The following is a 15,417-nucleotide window of genomic DNA, read 5'->3' as shown; positions in this document are numbered from 1 at the left end:
ACCACCTATCGATAAGAAATCCTTGGGTCTAGTAACGCATATAAAATATCGACTATTAAATTAATGACAACATATGTTGATGCTACAAATAGGATAATTCCCTGAACTAAAGGAAAGTCTCTTGCTAAGATTCCATTTATCATTAATGTACCGATTCCTGGCCAAGAAAAAACCATTTCAACTAATACTGCTCCTGCTAGTAAGTAGCCAATTTGCATACCGAGGACGGTTAACACCGGAATGAATGCATTTTTCAAAGCATGAACATAGACTACTTTTCTCTCGGTAATTCCTTTTGACCTAGCTGTACGGATATAGTCTTGTTCAAACACCTCTAACATACTTGAACGAGTCATCCTAGCTATTACCGCTCCTGCTCCTGCAGATAATGCTAATGATGGTAAGATAATGTGCATGAAAAGATCAACAAAGCCTGTCGTCCCCGGAGAGTACATGCCGGACATTGGGAGAATATTCAATTTGAGGCCAAAGATAATTTGTAAGATAAGACCAAGCCAGAATACTGGTAAACAAAACCCGAACAAAACAAACAGCATTAGACCTCTGTCAATCCAAGTGTACTTTCTGTAGGCAGATACAATACCTACACCAATCCCTATGACAGCTGCGAGTACGGCACTGAATAATGTCAATATTAATGTTGCATGGAAGCGATCCATGACAAGTGGTAATACTTCCATCTTCATCTGTAATGACCTTCCCCAATCACCAGTTAGCACATTTGCTATCCAGGAAAAGTATTGAACATAGAGAGGCTGGTCAAGACCTAATTGAGCATTCAGGGCTTTAATTGATTCTTCTGTTGCTTTAGGACCTAACATAATTTTCGCAGGATCACCTGGTGATAAATGCATGATCGAGAAGACTAAAATTGTAACCCCAATTAAAACCGGAATTAAACTAATCAACCTTTTTAAGATATATGAAGCCATGTTACCCACCTCTTTCAAAACGCATCTATATTCATCATTTACGAATTAAAGAGGAGACATGCTCCTCTTTAACGTTCTTTTACTCCACTTTTACTTCTGAAAAACGGAACACGCCTGTTGGATGGAGAGCAAAGTCTTTTACTCTGTTGTTCGCTACAATGATTTGTTTTTCATGATCCATCACAACCATTGGGGCATCTTCCATAATGAGAACTTGTGCTTCTTCATACATTGCAGTTCGTTCACCTTTATCCTTTGTAACACGTGCATTTGCCAACAATTCATCTACTTTTTCATTTTTGTAGTAGGAATCATTAAATCCTGCAGTTGGCCATTGTTCGCTACTTAAAAGGATGTATAAGAAATTATCTGGATCACCATTATCACCGATCCATGACATTTGATGCATATCCATATCATTTTGATCAGGTGGTAGGAATACTTTATCTAAGTAAGCTCCCCATTCTAATGTTTGAATTTCGACAGTAATACCCACTTCTTTAAGATCTGCTTGTATAGCAGCAGCCATAGCTTGCGGTTGTTGCATACCAGAACCAGATTCTGGGACCCAATATGTCACCTCAAACCCATCAGCATAGCCAGCTTCTGCTAGAAGTTCTTTTGCTTTCTCAGGATCGTACTCATAATTTTTCACATTCGGATTATGTCCCCACACTGTTGGTGGTAACGGTGTATTGGCTAATTCACCTGTTCCTTGAAGAATTCCATCTACAATCGCTTCTTTATTAATCGCATAGCTAACAGCTTGACGGACTTTTACGTTATTGAATGGTTCTTTTTGAGTATTAAAAGCAGTCCACCAAGTATGCATTCCCGCCTGCTCAACAACTTGTAGGTTTTCGTCACTCTTAAGTCGCTCAAGATCGTCTGGAGGGACGCTGACAATCAGATCAATATTTCCTGCTTCGAGCTCTGCCAAACGAGTTTGTGCCTCCGTTATAGGCTTAAAAATTAACTGATCTATTTCTGGAGCCCCTTTAAAATAATCTGGATTTTTCTCTAAAACAACTTCAACACCTGGATCCCAGCTGACAAACTTAAAGGGACCAGTACCAACAGGATTCATTGAGAAATCAGCCCCATATTCTTCAACAGCTGTTGGACTTACAATACTAGCTGCATGCATAGCTAAGTTACTTAAAAATGGAGCAAATGCCTCTTTTAACGTAATTTTCACTGTGAAATCGTCAACCACTTCAATTTGATCAACTGTACCAAATGTAAACTCAGCATAAGCATATTGCCCAGTATCATGGAAGGGATGATTTGGATCAATTTGTCTTTCAAAGCTGAATTTAACAGCATCCGCATTAAATGGTGTACCATCATGAAATGTTACGTCTTGTTTTAAGTAAAACGTATATTCCAACCCATCATCTGATACATCCCATTTTTCAGCTAGGTCAGGTTCAAGCTCTGTACTTTCGTCTTTAAATTGGACAAGCTGGTCATACACTTCCATCGCAGTTCTACTAGAGTTGTAGTCTGACATTTGATGAGCATCGAGAGTTGTTGGCTCTGCCTCTAATCCAACAACGATCGTGTTCCTACCACTTTCATTAGTACCTTCACTTTGTTCACTCGTTGACTGTGAAGAGCATGCACTTACCAAGAACACACACGCTAATAGCAAAGTGAGAATACTGTTTTTTTTGTTTTTCATTCTCTTTACCCCCTTTAAATGTAGTACTCTTTCATTATAAAAAAAGTCAGAAAGATATTTTTTCAATATTTTTCTGACTTTTTTAACTATTATTACTAATTTTATAAATGAGCGAAATACATGCTTTTAAAAGGATCAGAATGAAAAGGAATAGTGACGAATAAAGATATGTCATAAGAAAGCTGATCTGATAGTCAAATAATAAATAAACGACTACCATATTCGTAATGCCAAGCCATAAAAGCGTTAACTTCCTAGGCCTTCCGTAAGCATCTTTATATTCGTTATATTTAATTGCATTTGTTATAAGTGTTAAGAAATAAAAAATAATCATAATCGGTAGAAAAATAAATGATTCAGATTTTTCTTTGATTTAAAGAATTAGAAGCTCATTTAAATTGTCGGAAGGTAGATTTTGTGTAATTGCGACTATTGTCATCGTGGAGAAAGATAAAATAAGAGTTATATAAATAATTCCCCCTACTAATAAACGACTTATTCCATTGCCAACAATTGATTTAGAGAACGGCTCAAAGATTGGTAGTTGAATATAACATTTCGTAAAGATGACACCTATTGTTACCCAATAAACAAGATGCTGATTCTCATAATTAGTATGTAATACCTCAGGGTGATAGTGAAGCAAATTATGATATACCGTTTCTAAACCTTCCTGTAGATAAATATAATTTGTTAAGAAGATGGCTAAGCTAAATAGCAACGTAACATTCATGATTTTGAAAATGGATGGAATATGAGATGAATACCTTGATAAAAAAACGAAAAATAGCGTTAATGAAAGACTAGTGATGATAGCTATAAGTATATGAAAATGAAAAACAGATTCAAGAATCGTAGAAGCAATAAATAGATGGATGACCAATATTTCAAAAAAGTAGAAAAAGTGAATGATTTTTCTAAACCAGGAATGTCTTACTTCTTGCTTTTTTATAAAAGGAATAAAAATTGCACAAATAATAATAAATGCTGAAACGAGACTTAAACCAACTAAAGCTCCATACCTTATAACCATTTCACCTGTTAAAAAAATAAGACTAACCGACGCCCCACCGCCTATTAAAAATGTGATACTTATTGGCTTATGTTGTTCCATAAGATTCTCCTATTATCCAGTTGAATTTCGATATTTTAAAGGGGTTATACTCATGATTTTCTTAAAGGATGTACTAAAATAATGCTGACTATTAAATCCACATTCCTCTGCTACACGTTGAATACTCCAATGACGTTGCTTCCTTAACAGGCTTTTTGCTTGTTCAATTCTAAAATGAAGTAAATAATCAGAAAAAGGCATACCGACCTCTTCATTAAACATTCGACTTAAATAATTAGCGTTAATGTGGAGCTCTTTAGATAATTCTGTAAGCTTTAATGGGTGGTGATATTGTTCTTTGACAATCGACATTACTTTTTGGACCACCCTAGATGAAATACCATACTCAGGATTTTCCTCAACAAATCTAGTGAGAACTTTAACAAATTCACTCTCAATTACTGGTTTCACTAAATAATCAATTGCTTTTAAGGAAAGGGATTTTCTTGCATACTCAAATTCTTGAAAAGCGGAAATAACGACTACATTAAGATGAGGCATTTTTTCTTTCATGCTTTCTGCAATTTCCAACCCGTTTTTACCAGAAATTTTTATATCTACTAGTGCCAATTCCAGGACTTCCCCATATTTCTCAAGGCTCTCAATGATTTTCATAGCTTGTGTTGCATTATAAGCCTTCTCTATTTGCCAATTAGGAAAATGACGTTGTATTAATAATTCTACTTGCTCGATTTCTAAAGGCTCATCGTCTAACAACAAACATCTCATTCTCTCCAGCCCCTTCTTCTATTTTCTCTATGTACGGCCATTGTACTGAAATATGACCATACTGATCATAATGAATCTCTATTTGTCCTTCTTCTCCAAAAAGGAGGTTGAGTCTCTTCTGAATATTACTTAAGCCAATTCCAGAAATAGGAACTGCTCCCTTTTTAAAGCCTGGTCCATTATCTTTCACCTCAAGGAAGACTGATTGGGTATGTTTTCTTTCAATTAAAATGGTTAAGTTTAAGTCACCCTCTATTTCTTCCAGACCATGCTTAAAGGCATTTTCAACTAATGTTTGAAGAAGGTAAGGAATGATAAGGGCCCTCTTACTACCTGGATCCAATTCCCAATTCACAGTAAGTCTATCTCCAAAACGAATCTGTTGAATTTCAAGATAATGCTTTGTATAATCGATCTCTTCCACTAAAGGATATAAAGAGTCTTTCTCCTGATATTTTGAACGTAAGAACAAGACCATATGCTCAAATGCCTTTGAGAGCTTGTCATACTTTTCTAAACGCAGCAAACTGTAGAGGGAATTTAAAGAATTGAATAAAAAATGTGGTTGTATTTGTTGATTTAATTGCATATAACGACTAGTTTCTAACTCTTTTTCCAAGGTGATCTGCCGGTTCTCAACCTGAAGCAAGCTTACCTGCTTTTCATATAAATTATAAAAAATAAGTGCAAGAAACCCGAAAACAGGTCCAATAATGCTAAAAAGAATGATAAGAAAGAAGCTTTCATAGGTAATCATCTCATTTCACCAATTTTCAGAATTTTATATAATCATACTATATCCCCTGTAGGTATTTCTAGCGTTGGCACATATAAAAAATAAATCAACAAGTTTGATAGAATATGTAACAGCTTATTTTTCCAATATAGTAATACTTTCTTATTATAAATCTGACTATTAGTTTCTCCCTTCATACGTTAAACCCTTTTATGGGAATAAAGATATTTTTTAAAAGTGGATAATGAATGATCTTTAAATAAATTAACCGAAGATCCGTAGTTCAAAAAAAATCTCACCTTTTTAATCGAAGGTGAGATTTTTTCCTTACATGATTTAGCATTTGTTTCCGTAAATTGTTGCACCAATGATAATTAATAAAATAAAGAGAACAACAATTAGCGCGAACGTATTATTAGGTCTATATTCAGGAGCACAGTATCCATAAGCAGGAGCTTCGTATGAGCAAGACATCATAGGCTGATAAGGAGCATTTGCTGCACCAACATGTGGCATATTTGCTGTCGCCGCCATATTTGGCATGTTTTCATAACCGTACATATAAACATCTTCCTTTCGATTGTGAAAAATACTAGACGATACATTATATACACTTATCGACATTTGGAGCCCGTCTACATGGAAGAATGCTTCATAAAAGGGCCCAAATTCACGCCCATTTTTGATGATGAATCAAGGAGACACCCTCATAAATCATTTTTTTCATTTCAGCAGGAGAAATCTTCAAGTAAATATCTTTTCATCTGGGGAAGTTTTAAGCTTATTATCATTATGGTAAATTGAAAATAAATGGTATTGAGCTGTTTCGTTGTGGAAGGTTTGAATGTAGCTTTAATCGTTTATCTCATGTTAGTTGTTAACCTAAGCGTCTTATTCGCAGTTTCCTTCACTCTTTTTATCCTAAAATTCCTTATCTACCGACCTATTATAGAAACTAACACATATTACTGCGTTTAGTGAAGATGGACGAAACGGAAACGGTAATATATTCGATTATCTTGCTTTCGCTTACCCTGAGAGAATTATCTCATTAAAATATTTCATACGTAATCAATCATCATGATATCGTCGAAGTCTTTGAAGAGTTTGTTATTCAGGAAGAAGAAGATTTTCAAAATGTGTTGAGTAAGGTCTGAATAAAATAAGGACAGGATTTCTGTCCTTATTAATTCCTATTATAGTGATCAAATCAGCTTGCCTCCTTAGGAGTATCGTTTAATTTTAATTTCCTTCCATCTATCTCCTCAACTCTTGGCAGTTTCTTTAGCTCACTAAATAAAACCCACATGAATGCCATTACACCCAGTCCTAGACTTGTATATGTGAAAATCGTATTTGGATTAATGATCGTTCCTATATAACCTCCAAGTAATGATCCTACTGGCATAAAGATTACACTAAAACTTGACATAACTGAATTCACACGACCTATCATTTCAAGCGGAATGATTGATTGTGTAATGCCTGCAAACAAAACATTTACTGCTCCGATAGGAATCCAAGCTAATCCAAATAATAATAGAAAGAAAAAAGGTGTGGCTACAAATGATGTGGAAAACCAACAAAAAGCACCCATTGTAAAACAAATAATAATAGAATATCCTACAGGGAAATTGCCAATAAGAGATCCACTTAGCGAACCAACTAATAGGCCTAGAGACATGGAAGCTAATAACATTCCATAAAAGCTAGCTCCTCCAAAAGATTGAGCAATTGATGGTAAAAGTGCCATTGTCATTCCTATTGAAAAGTTCACAAAAGCTGCTCCTAATAGCAATACCCAAAGCAACGATTGAAAGACTGTAGATAGTCCTTCCTTTAATTCAGAGAAATAATATTTACTTTTTAGTTCTTCTGTTATTCCATCAGTTCTTTTCTCAATTCGCAAGAAACTAAATAAAAGTGCAGCTACAGCGAAGGTAATAGAATCGATTAGAAAAAGAGTGATAGCACCAATGGAGGTGACTAAAATACCTGCAACAGAATGAAAAATAAGGTCTACGCCTTGATAGGCGAAGGCAAAGGCGGAGTTTCCTTTAATTAATTCAGTCTTCTTTAAAATAATAGGTAGTGCTTTCGTTTGGCTTGGATAAGCAAATTCTTCGATAACTGCAATTAGTGGCATCATAATAAATATAAGTTGAATGGTGAGGAGATCTAAGAAGTAAGTGAATGGAATAATAAGTATAAGGATGCTTTGTAAGATTTGAGTAGTCAGTAACGTTTTTCTTATTTTCCATCGATCTACAAACGGACCAAAAAGGAATTGAAAAGCCTTCGGTAACAAGATGAGAAACCCTGCTAAACCCGTATAAAAAGCACTACCTCCCAGTTCATATACAAGCCACATAGATGCAACATAATACATACTGTCACCTATATTTGTTATTACTCTTCCTAAAAATAACAAGACAAAATTTACATTTACAAATAACTGTCTCACTTCTCATCACACCCTAGTTTATTTATTTTGTACGGTCAACTTTTTTTAACCGTTATACAAAAAAAAGAGTTACTCCTCTTTTTCACTCTTTAACTCTTCAATTAATGGTTCTTCCACTTGAAAAGCCATAGTCGAAAGATAATACATCTTACTGTCTGGTTCATCAGGCTGATCATTTTTTGTCATTTCACTAAATTCCTTCATTAATGAATGATATTTCTTAATCCACTTCTTAAAATGCTCTTCTTTTGCAGAAAAATGCCAGGTTGCCCCAACGTAGCTCCAATTTGAAGGCTCCTCACTTGCTTGTTCTAATTGAAATGCATGTTCAGAAGCTGATAAAATAGCATTTCTTGTTCGATCATTTAGCTGCAAAAGTAGCTGTCTTGAGGTTTCACTAACATCACCTATTTGAGGAAGTAGTTGTGAGGACGGTGTAAACCCTCTTGCTACTGAACGATAAAACTTTTGTATAATTCCATTCTTTTCTTCTTTTTTGACAATCTCAATTAGCTCGTTTTTTTCTAATTCTTTAAGATGATAGTGAATTTTCGCACGTGATAATCCAAATATTTCTGATAACTGCTGTCCAGTATATGATTTTTCGATTAATCGAATCATTATCTCTGCACGTAATGGGTCACTTAGCGCTTTTAATTGAGCATAATTCGACAAAGTGAACATAGGCTTCAAAGAAATCAGCTCCGTCTAATTAATTTTGCACGGTAAAAAATATTTAACTGTATAATAACATGGATCCCTTTATGATACAAACCATAGCATCATAAAGTTCCATATCTCCACAATTATGACTATGTACTAAAAGCTTTCAAATATTAAACTTCATTTCAATTGCTCTCTTAAAAATTGTAGGCCCCTCTCATATGATTCTTGCGCAGATTCTTTGTGATAATAAGCTGAATAGGGATTACAAAATCCGTGTAGACCCTCAAATTTTAGCGCAGTTACATTCCCCTTCTCTCCTAACCCAGCAATCAGTTCATCAACATTGAATGATTTTTCCATCTCCGGAAAAATCAATAAAGTCGGGCATAGTGGTACAATGTCTACATATTCACGAATTCGAGATCCGTAAAAACAAATAATTCCATCTATGGATTGGTCTTTACTACATAACCAAGCAATGGTTGCTCCTACACTAAACCCTATGAGAAAGACACGCTCATACTTTCTAGATACTCCCTCGACTAAGCTGCTAATCCTTTGCACGGAGTGATCAAATCCTATATTGTTCATAAAATGATGATACGCTTCTTCTTCTTGTTCATAGTCAAAAGGTAATTCGAAGTCTAACAAATTGGGGCATATTACTTCAAAGCCCTGACTTGTTAACCTTTTAGAAAATGTAGAAATATGATCGTTAACTCCGTATATTTCATGGATAATGATAACTACTGACCTATTCATTTTTCCCCTCGCTATCTTTATAAAAATATCGACATTCCTGGTGCAGCTTGATCTCTTATCGTAAACCCTAGCTTTAAATAGAACTCTTGCTTCCCTTTTGCACTGAACAGTTGAACCCATTGGATTCCATTCTCTTTACATTTCTCCAACAGTAATTCAATTACTTTTCTTCCAATCCCCTGTCCTTGATATTCCGGTAATACCATGACGTCACAAATAAACGTTTGATAGATTCCGTCTGATAGAATACGCCCGTAAGCAATTAGCTTATTATTATGATAGATCGAGGCGGAGAACCAACTGTTGCAAATTGCTTCATATAATTGGTCGTAAGTAAACAATCCCTTCTGGTTCCACCCAGTTGTTTTGTGTAAAGCTATGAAGTCCTCTTTTGCTGGATTGGTATTCTGGATCACTATATTCATACACACTACTCCTTTTAGTATATTTATACACTTAAATATATAAAAATACAATCAATCACTTCAATTTGAAGGTGAGTTTCTATAAAGGTATAGTACAATATAGATATACTTAGAAAAGGAGTTTGCAAAATTGAGGACTATTCTTCTTTCTCTCTGTTTTTCTTTTATCTTGCATGTTTTGTTCTTTTTAGGGACCTTCTTCATTGGGTATATAAAAACATTAAATTACATACCAATTATTGAAGGGGATTGGCAAAATGTTGAATCGCTTCAAAATGTAGTAGCATTTGGATCAACTGGCTCTCCACTCTTTTTTCTTTTTACATTTATAGGACTTTCTTTAATTTGTGGTGTTTGTCTCGTTTTTTATAGAAAAATAAACTCTGCGAATGAAAAAGCGCGTTCATAATGAGCGCGCTTTCAAATTACATCCAGTATTAGTTGCTAAAAAACGACTCCACGGATTGTTCATCTTCCAAATGTGTTTGAATAAGCTTTGTTAGTTCTTCTTCATTCTCCACTTCTCTTATGTTGGTACCGTACAGGTCTGTTAGTTCTTCAAGTGTTACTTTAATTGGTTGCTCCATAAAATTGAACTGAACCCAATCGGCATTTTGGAGTAAGGAGAGAAGGAAGGTTGCGTTAAAGAGAGCAAGCTCTTGATTATTTCTCTCATTATTATCGCTTGTTTCTTTATAGCTATAATTTACAATGACTCCATATGGTTCTTCTTTTGTTTCAAGCTCTAATCCGCTCACCTGCTCTCCACTTGGAACTGGTAATAATCGTGTTATATTCCCGACTGCACCAGCATCTCCCACATACGAATGATTATATTGAAAAATATCTTCTTTCTTTTCCGTTGATTCGGAGCTGCAGGCACTTAAAAGGAAAGGGACTATAATAATCATGTACATAACTTGCTGTCGTTTTTTCATACCGTATTCCTCCTATATGTAAACCTCTCTTTATCCTACCATAAATAGCCATTAATCAGGTTGAATTTTTTACATCATTTAAGGAAGATGGCTAGGACGATTAACAGAAAAGATTCTGTATCCGAAATGTAAATTCATAACCTCCTACAGTTAATATTGTATTCTCGTATATGCTATTATCAGTTTACATAATATAATTATATTAAACTAAAGTAGTTTGGAAAATGAGAAATAACCATTACTATAGTTAGATCATGGTTATTTCTCTTCTCTTTATATTAAAAATTATGGTTCATTTAGGTACGTAAAATTTTCTCCATTGCTTTACCCTTTGCTAACTCATCAATTAGCTTGTCTAAATAGCGAATTTCCTGCATCGTTGGTTCCTCAATTTTTTCGACTCTTATCCCACAAATGACACCTTTTATTAATCTTCTTGATGGATTTAGCTTGGTTGCCTCTATAATGAATGTTTCAAAATCTGTCTTTTTTTCCAAATGTATTTCTAGCTCCTCCTGGCTATACCCAGTAAACCAGCGGATAATTTCGTCAACCTCTTCTTTCGTTCGCCCCTTTTTCTCTGCCTTTGTTACATAATGAGGATAAACGCTTGCAAAACTCATGGTATAGATCTTATGTTTAGTCATTAAACTCCCTCCCTTTTCTTACATCTTACATTAGGCTTATATGAAGCCGACAACATATCATTCACTCATTACCTTATAATCCATACTAGTTATTCCAACAATCATTTTAATTGCTGTTTTCGTTTTCTTCATTCTTTTTACTCCCTCTTTGGAATCCATTATTATGACCCACTTGCCAATCCATATTCTAAAATAGAAAGAATGAAAAATAATTGGACCTACAATTCCTTTTTCTTCCCTTTCAGTTCCATCTTCTAGCTCAATTTCTGTTCTCACTAACCATTTATTCCCAACTCCAAGTTCTACATACTTCATGAAAGGATTCTCCCTCTTTCACTAATTAAATTTCTCTCTTAATCTAGCTTTAAGACTTTTTTCATCACTTGCATACTTCGCCATAAAATAAGCAGAAGCCGTAAATAACTGTGTTTTAATTTTTTTAGAAAGAATTAGTTCACCAAAATGTGAAAAATCATATAATTTCACGTTTATATCCTCAGTATCATCTAGAACTTGTTCATAAGCTTTATATGCCTCTTGTATTACATACGTTTTTACCATATTATTTTGCGTAGCCGGATTCACCATAAACTCACCTAGAAAAATAGGTTTTTTCTTTGAAATATACCCTGTTTCTTCTTTTACTTCTCTCACAATTCCTTCTTCATGTGTTTCATTACCTTCTCTTTTTCCAGCAGGAATCTCTAAGAAAAAACCATTCCCCGCATGTCGATATTGCTCAACCAATACAAGCTTATTTTCTTTTGTTATCACAATAGCATTTACCCAATCTGAGTACTCTTGAACATAATAATCATCGATCATTTGACCATTTGGTAATAAGCAGGCATCCTTTCTAATATTGCCAAAAGGGCTTTTATGAAGATATTCAGACTTAAGGGTCTTCCATTCATCCAACGTTTCCTACTCCCTTCTATCATCGCGAAGTATGTCTATTTAAAAATACTGATCCCCTTTTACAGGGAGTCATTCTTTCCGTCATATATGTTCCTGTATCTTTTGAATAACCTCTTTATAAAACGAGATTTGATGTGGTACAAAACGCTCTCTACTTACAAACTCATTAATAGTTATTCTCTCACCGTGTTCATTTATTTCAAATCCTTTCATGTTAATTTTTTCTTTTACCCCATACCAAAGATCTGCGAAATCATTGACCTTTACTTTTACGATTCCTGAAACCTCTTCTAGTTGAAGGATAAAGTCATCAAGGGTTTTATTCGTTTTATGTAGAAAAACGTTAGCTAGTTCTTTATCGATAAAATCCTCTTGTATCACACAATAATAAAGTACACCTAGCTTTATTAATTCATCGAATGAAACATCAATTCCGATCTCTTCTTTTATTTCTCTAATCCCGTCCTCAACTGTTTCATGAGCTACTAGATGGCCCGCAGCTGTAATATCTAATAAATTAGGGTAATCCTTCTTCCTTTTACTACGTAGCTGCAAGTAGAGATAGACGGTGTCCTGTTCATAACTGGTTAGCCAGCAATGAAACGCTTCATGCCAGTAGCCCTTTCTATGAACTTCACTTCTTGTTGCTACACCGATATCATTCTTTTGCTCATCATAAATTCTCAGCATTTCTTGTTCGCTCAAATCTTTCCCTCCTAAGGATGTTTATCAGACAGTTCTCTTTTTTATTTGTACCTTGTTTTATTACCTAGTCGTTGAATATTTTATCATATTTATCCATTTTAATTAGTGGTGCCTGGCCCCCACCCTATTAAAGTGGTAAAGGAAACATGATTTTTGGTTTTTATAGTATACTGTAGAGAGATTACTATGTTAGAAGGTGCAGGTTGGAATGGAGAAGCAAAGAAGTCCGTATCGGTGGGTTGTGTTTGGTACGGTATTGTTTACGTATTTTTTGATTGTTAGTCAACGTACAGCACCCGGATTGATTACCGATCAGTTAATGAAGGATTTTCAGGTGTCGGCAGCAACGATTGGTTTATTGACGAGTATACAGTTTTTAGCCTATGCAGGCTTACAAATCCCGATTGGCATTTTATCTGATCGGTTTGGTCCCAATGTATTCTTAATTACTGGGACATTATTAAATGGTATGGGAACGATTCTTTACAGTGTTTCTTCTACAGAAATACTGCTAATTATTGCTCGATCACTTGTAGGTGTTGGTGATGCAACGATTTGGATTAATCTTGTTTTAATCTTAAGTCAATGGTTTAAAGCCGGGGAATTTCTTAAACTTCTAGGTTTTGCAGGAATTTCAGGTAGTTTAGGCTTCCTCATGGCAACCGTTCCCTTTTCAATATGGATCGGTTTATTTGGTTGGCGTATCCCCTTTTTCGCTGTTGGAAGTATCTTGTGCGTAACAAGTTTGGTCCTATATTTCGTCCTAGTTTATTTTCCGAATCGTAAGCTCCCACCTAATAAAGAAGAGGAAAAAAAGCAATCGGGTAAACGGGAAAAGACTTGGAGTATTTTACGAAGAGTATTTTCTACAAGACAAGCGTGGGCAACGTTTTTTTGTCATTTTGGTCTAGTCGGAACCTATGTAGGATTTATTGGATCGTGGGCGGTTCCTTACGGTATGGAAATATATGAATTATCTCGTTCCGATGCAAGCCAACTTGTCATGATTGGCTTATTCGGCGTCTTAATTGGTGCATTTGTAACGAGTACTCTCTCTAGTCGTCTTCCCTCTGTAAAACGACCTTATATGTTCGTCCATACAGTTGTTTTCCTCTGTTGGACTTTATTGCTTATATTTGAAGGAAAACCTCCATACTTGTTAGGTATCTTACTTTTCTTTTTCATTGGGTACGGAAATGGAGCGAGTTCCATGACATTTGCTGTTGTGCGCCAGTCTTTTCCTGTAACAGAAGTAGGAGTGGTTTCTGGATTTGCAAATATGGGAGGCTTCCTAAGTGCTGTTATGTTACCGAGCTTATTCGGTAAAGTCTTGGACTCCTTTCCTCCATCACTCATAAGCACAGGATACACCATTGGATTTATTATTCCGATTATCTTCTCATTACTTGGATTAATGGGAGCTATCTTAATAAAAGAAGAAATGACAGAAATCACTCAAAGAAAACAAGCAGCAAATCTATAATAAGGAATGTTGTAACCAAGTTTATTATCATCAACCTTCAGAAAACGAGAGTCACAGCTCCTATTGCTTTGACTTCTTCCTAAATGAAGCCTTACACAAAGTAATAAATGGCTTTTCTTTACTAGCTATGTAAAGTATGTTACGGTTTTCCTTTCGAATTCCTTAGATATATTCCTTCTGCTTTCAAACGATGAACTAATTGTCAATTTTATTTAACACAAGGGGACGCAAATAAAAAATGAAATCCTATGTGATTTAGCGTAATCTATACGTTTACAAGAATTTCATACAAGAACACGTGAATTAATGCTATGATATTCGTATAATGAGAAATTTTGTACCATTCTAAATTATCATAGAAAGGACTTTTTTTCATGAAGTCAACAATCTTAGAACGTAATAATGTTTCAATTAAAGGAACCGGAAAGAAAACGTTAATCTTTGCCCATGGCTATGGTTGTGATCAAACAGTATGGAATTCTGTTACTAAAGAATTCGAAGAAGATTATCGTATCATTTTATTTGACTATGTAGGCTCAGGTCTATCAGATAAGAATTCATATGATGCTTCACGCTACAGCAATCTAGATGGGTATGCAAAAGATGTAGTAGAAATATGTGAAGCATTACATATAAGGGATGCCATCTTTGTCGGTCATTCTGTTAGCAGTATGATAGGCGTTCTTGCTTCAATTGAAAGGCCGGATTATTTTTCACACTTAATTATGATTGGTCCATCTCCGCGATATATTAATGATCCCCCCTCTTATTATGGTGGATTTGAAGAAGAAGATATTGCTGGATTACTAGATATGATGGAAAAAAACTATTTTAGCTGGGCAACTGACTTTTCTGGTATTGCCATGGGAAATCCAGATCAGCCAGAATTAAAACAACAGCTTGAAGATAACTTTTGTAAAATGGATCCGTTACTTGCAAAACAATTTGCTCAAACAACTTTTTATTCTGATACAAGACCGGAGCTTTCCAAGGTACCTGTACCATCATTGATTTTACAATGTACAGAGGATATTATCGCCCCTTCTTCAGTTGGACATTATCTACACGAAAATACGCCTAATAGTACATTAGAGGTCATGAAGGCGACCGCTCACTGTCCACATATGAGTCAGCCTGAAGAAACTATTACGCTTATCAAAAAGTATTTACATAAACAGCAAAACTAACCTAAA

At 35.1% G+C, this 15,417-nt stretch carries 18 protein-coding genes; 3 read left to right on the top strand and 15 right to left on the bottom strand.

Annotated features, from left to right (window positions below):
* Nucleotides 1-5 precede the first annotated feature (5 nt).
* The 10 genes from A9C19_RS09410 to A9C19_RS09365 all read right to left on the bottom strand — a co-directional run bounded on the left by A9C19_RS09410 (nucleotide 6) and on the right by A9C19_RS09365 (nucleotide 9,533).
* Nucleotides 6-953 carry an ABC transporter permease gene (locus A9C19_RS09410; RefSeq protein WP_072579711.1) on the bottom strand — a complete coding sequence of 316 codons (948 nt, stop codon included), beginning with the start codon at nucleotides 951-953 and terminating at the stop codon, nucleotides 6-8.
* 79 nt (nucleotides 954-1,032) lie between these two features.
* A complete protein-coding gene (locus tag A9C19_RS09405) occupies nucleotides 1,033-2,637 on the bottom strand; it encodes an ABC transporter substrate-binding protein (RefSeq protein ID WP_072579710.1) in 1,605 nt (534 codons plus the stop codon).
* 373 nt (nucleotides 2,638-3,010) lie between these two features.
* Nucleotides 3,011-3,751 (bottom strand): hypothetical protein, encoded by a 741-nt coding sequence (locus A9C19_RS09400; protein WP_072579709.1) that lies wholly within the window; start codon nucleotides 3,749-3,751, stop codon nucleotides 3,011-3,013.
* Nucleotides 3,752-3,763: 12 nt separating this feature from the next.
* Nucleotides 3,764-4,480: a response regulator transcription factor gene (locus A9C19_RS09395; RefSeq protein ID WP_072579708.1), complete on the bottom strand. Its 717-nt coding sequence runs from the start codon at nucleotides 4,478-4,480 to the stop codon at nucleotides 3,764-3,766.
* On the bottom strand, nucleotides 4,455-5,237 hold the full coding sequence (locus A9C19_RS09390) for a sensor histidine kinase (protein WP_072579707.1): 783 nt from the start codon (nucleotides 5,235-5,237) through the stop codon (nucleotides 4,455-4,457). The genes A9C19_RS09395 and A9C19_RS09390 overlap by 26 nt, the downstream gene beginning before the upstream one ends.
* A 315-nt stretch (nucleotides 5,238-5,552) precedes the next feature.
* Nucleotides 5,553-5,693: a YjcZ family sporulation protein gene (locus A9C19_RS22735; protein WP_420835823.1), complete on the bottom strand. Its 141-nt coding sequence runs from the start codon at nucleotides 5,691-5,693 to the stop codon at nucleotides 5,553-5,555.
* Nucleotides 5,694-6,426: 733 nt separating this feature from the next.
* Complete coding sequence (locus A9C19_RS09380; RefSeq protein ID WP_072579705.1) at nucleotides 6,427-7,680, bottom strand: MFS transporter; 1,254 nt, start codon at nucleotides 7,678-7,680, stop codon at nucleotides 6,427-6,429.
* A 69-nt stretch (nucleotides 7,681-7,749) separates the two neighbouring features.
* Nucleotides 7,750-8,373: an ArsR/SmtB family transcription factor gene (locus A9C19_RS09375; RefSeq protein WP_072579704.1), complete on the bottom strand. Its 624-nt coding sequence runs from the start codon at nucleotides 8,371-8,373 to the stop codon at nucleotides 7,750-7,752.
* Between the two features lie 150 nt (nucleotides 8,374-8,523).
* Nucleotides 8,524-9,108 (bottom strand): dienelactone hydrolase family protein, encoded by a 585-nt coding sequence (locus A9C19_RS09370; RefSeq protein ID WP_072579703.1) that lies wholly within the window; start codon nucleotides 9,106-9,108, stop codon nucleotides 8,524-8,526.
* 17 nt (nucleotides 9,109-9,125) lie between these two features.
* Complete coding sequence (locus A9C19_RS09365) at nucleotides 9,126-9,533, bottom strand: GNAT family N-acetyltransferase (protein ID WP_072579702.1); 408 nt, start codon at nucleotides 9,531-9,533, stop codon at nucleotides 9,126-9,128.
* 130 nt (nucleotides 9,534-9,663) lie between these two features.
* Between A9C19_RS09365 and A9C19_RS09360 the strand changes: the two genes are divergently transcribed.
* Nucleotides 9,664-9,942 (top strand): hypothetical protein, encoded by a 279-nt coding sequence (locus A9C19_RS09360; protein ID WP_072579701.1) that lies wholly within the window; start codon nucleotides 9,664-9,666, stop codon nucleotides 9,940-9,942.
* Between the two features lie 28 nt (nucleotides 9,943-9,970).
* Here the strand turns inward: A9C19_RS09360 and A9C19_RS09355 are convergent, their stop codons facing one another.
* From A9C19_RS09355 to A9C19_RS09335, 5 genes are all read right to left on the bottom strand, one after another.
* Entirely contained in the window at nucleotides 9,971-10,471 is a 501-nt protein-coding gene (locus A9C19_RS09355) for a DUF4825 domain-containing protein (protein ID WP_072579700.1), read from the bottom strand.
* A 296-nt stretch (nucleotides 10,472-10,767) separates the two neighbouring features.
* Nucleotides 10,768-11,118 carry a DUF2200 domain-containing protein gene (locus A9C19_RS09350; protein WP_072579699.1) on the bottom strand — a complete coding sequence of 117 codons (351 nt, stop codon included), beginning with the start codon at nucleotides 11,116-11,118 and terminating at the stop codon, nucleotides 10,768-10,770.
* A 57-nt stretch (nucleotides 11,119-11,175) separates the two neighbouring features.
* Nucleotides 11,176-11,433 (bottom strand): DUF3977 family protein, encoded by a 258-nt coding sequence (locus A9C19_RS09345; RefSeq protein WP_072579698.1) that lies wholly within the window; start codon nucleotides 11,431-11,433, stop codon nucleotides 11,176-11,178.
* Between the two features lie 21 nt (nucleotides 11,434-11,454).
* Nucleotides 11,455-12,036 (bottom strand): NUDIX hydrolase, encoded by a 582-nt coding sequence (locus tag A9C19_RS09340; RefSeq protein WP_072579697.1) that lies wholly within the window; start codon nucleotides 12,034-12,036, stop codon nucleotides 11,455-11,457.
* 81 nt (nucleotides 12,037-12,117) lie between these two features.
* Nucleotides 12,118-12,741, bottom strand: coding sequence for an NUDIX hydrolase (locus A9C19_RS09335; protein WP_083584333.1), 624 nt, complete (start codon nucleotides 12,739-12,741; stop codon nucleotides 12,118-12,120).
* Nucleotides 12,742-12,949: 208 nt separating this feature from the next.
* Between A9C19_RS09335 and A9C19_RS09330 the strand changes: the two genes are divergently transcribed.
* Nucleotides 12,950-14,224: an MFS transporter gene (locus A9C19_RS09330; protein ID WP_072579696.1), complete on the top strand. Its 1,275-nt coding sequence runs from the start codon at nucleotides 12,950-12,952 to the stop codon at nucleotides 14,222-14,224.
* 374 nt (nucleotides 14,225-14,598) lie between these two features.
* Nucleotides 14,599-15,411, top strand: coding sequence for an alpha/beta fold hydrolase (locus A9C19_RS09325; RefSeq protein ID WP_072579695.1), 813 nt, complete (start codon nucleotides 14,599-14,601; stop codon nucleotides 15,409-15,411).
* Nucleotides 15,412-15,417: the final 6 nt, after the last annotated feature.

It is taken from the genome of Bacillus weihaiensis (assembly GCF_001889165.1).
GTDB lineage: Bacteria > Bacillota > Bacilli > Bacillales > Bacillaceae > Metabacillus > Metabacillus weihaiensis.
The sequence above is the reverse complement of the archived record's forward strand: the minus strand, read 5'-3'. Positions and strand labels throughout refer to the sequence as shown.

Bases quoted from the DNA above. Each gene is read 5' to 3' on its own strand.
- A9C19_RS09370 (WP_072579703.1), bottom strand. From the start codon at position 9,108: ATGAATAGGTCAGTAGTTATCATTATCCATGAAATATACGGAGTTAAC.
- A9C19_RS09330 (WP_072579696.1), top strand. From the start codon at position 12,950: ATGGAGAAGCAAAGAAGTCCGTATCGGTGGGTTGTGTTTGGTACGGTA.
- A9C19_RS09350 (WP_072579699.1), bottom strand. From the start codon at position 11,118: ATGACTAAACATAAGATCTATACCATGAGTTTTGCAAGCGTTTATCCT.
- A9C19_RS09365 (WP_072579702.1), bottom strand. From the start codon at position 9,533: ATGAATATAGTGATCCAGAATACCAATCCAGCAAAAGAGGACTTCATA.
- A9C19_RS09390 (WP_072579707.1), bottom strand. From the start codon at position 5,237: ATGATTACCTATGAAAGCTTCTTTCTTATCATTCTTTTTAGCATTATT.
- A9C19_RS09325 (WP_072579695.1), top strand. From the start codon at position 14,599: ATGAAGTCAACAATCTTAGAACGTAATAATGTTTCAATTAAAGGAACC.
- A9C19_RS09355 (WP_072579700.1), bottom strand. From the start codon at position 10,471: ATGAAAAAACGACAGCAAGTTATGTACATGATTATTATAGTCCCTTTC.
- A9C19_RS09395 (WP_072579708.1), bottom strand. From the start codon at position 4,480: ATGAGATGTTTGTTGTTAGACGATGAGCCTTTAGAAATCGAGCAAGTA.
- A9C19_RS09345 (WP_072579698.1), bottom strand. From the start codon at position 11,433: ATGAAGTATGTAGAACTTGGAGTTGGGAATAAATGGTTAGTGAGAACA.
- A9C19_RS09405 (WP_072579710.1), bottom strand. From the start codon at position 2,637: ATGAAAAACAAAAAAAACAGTATTCTCACTTTGCTATTAGCGTGTGTG.
- A9C19_RS09410 (WP_072579711.1), bottom strand. From the start codon at position 953: ATGGCTTCATATATCTTAAAAAGGTTGATTAGTTTAATTCCGGTTTTA.
- A9C19_RS09400 (WP_072579709.1), bottom strand. From the start codon at position 3,751: ATGGAACAACATAAGCCAATAAGTATCACATTTTTAATAGGCGGTGGG.
- A9C19_RS22735 (WP_420835823.1), bottom strand. From the start codon at position 5,693: ATGATGTCTTGCTCATACGAAGCTCCTGCTTATGGATACTGTGCTCCT.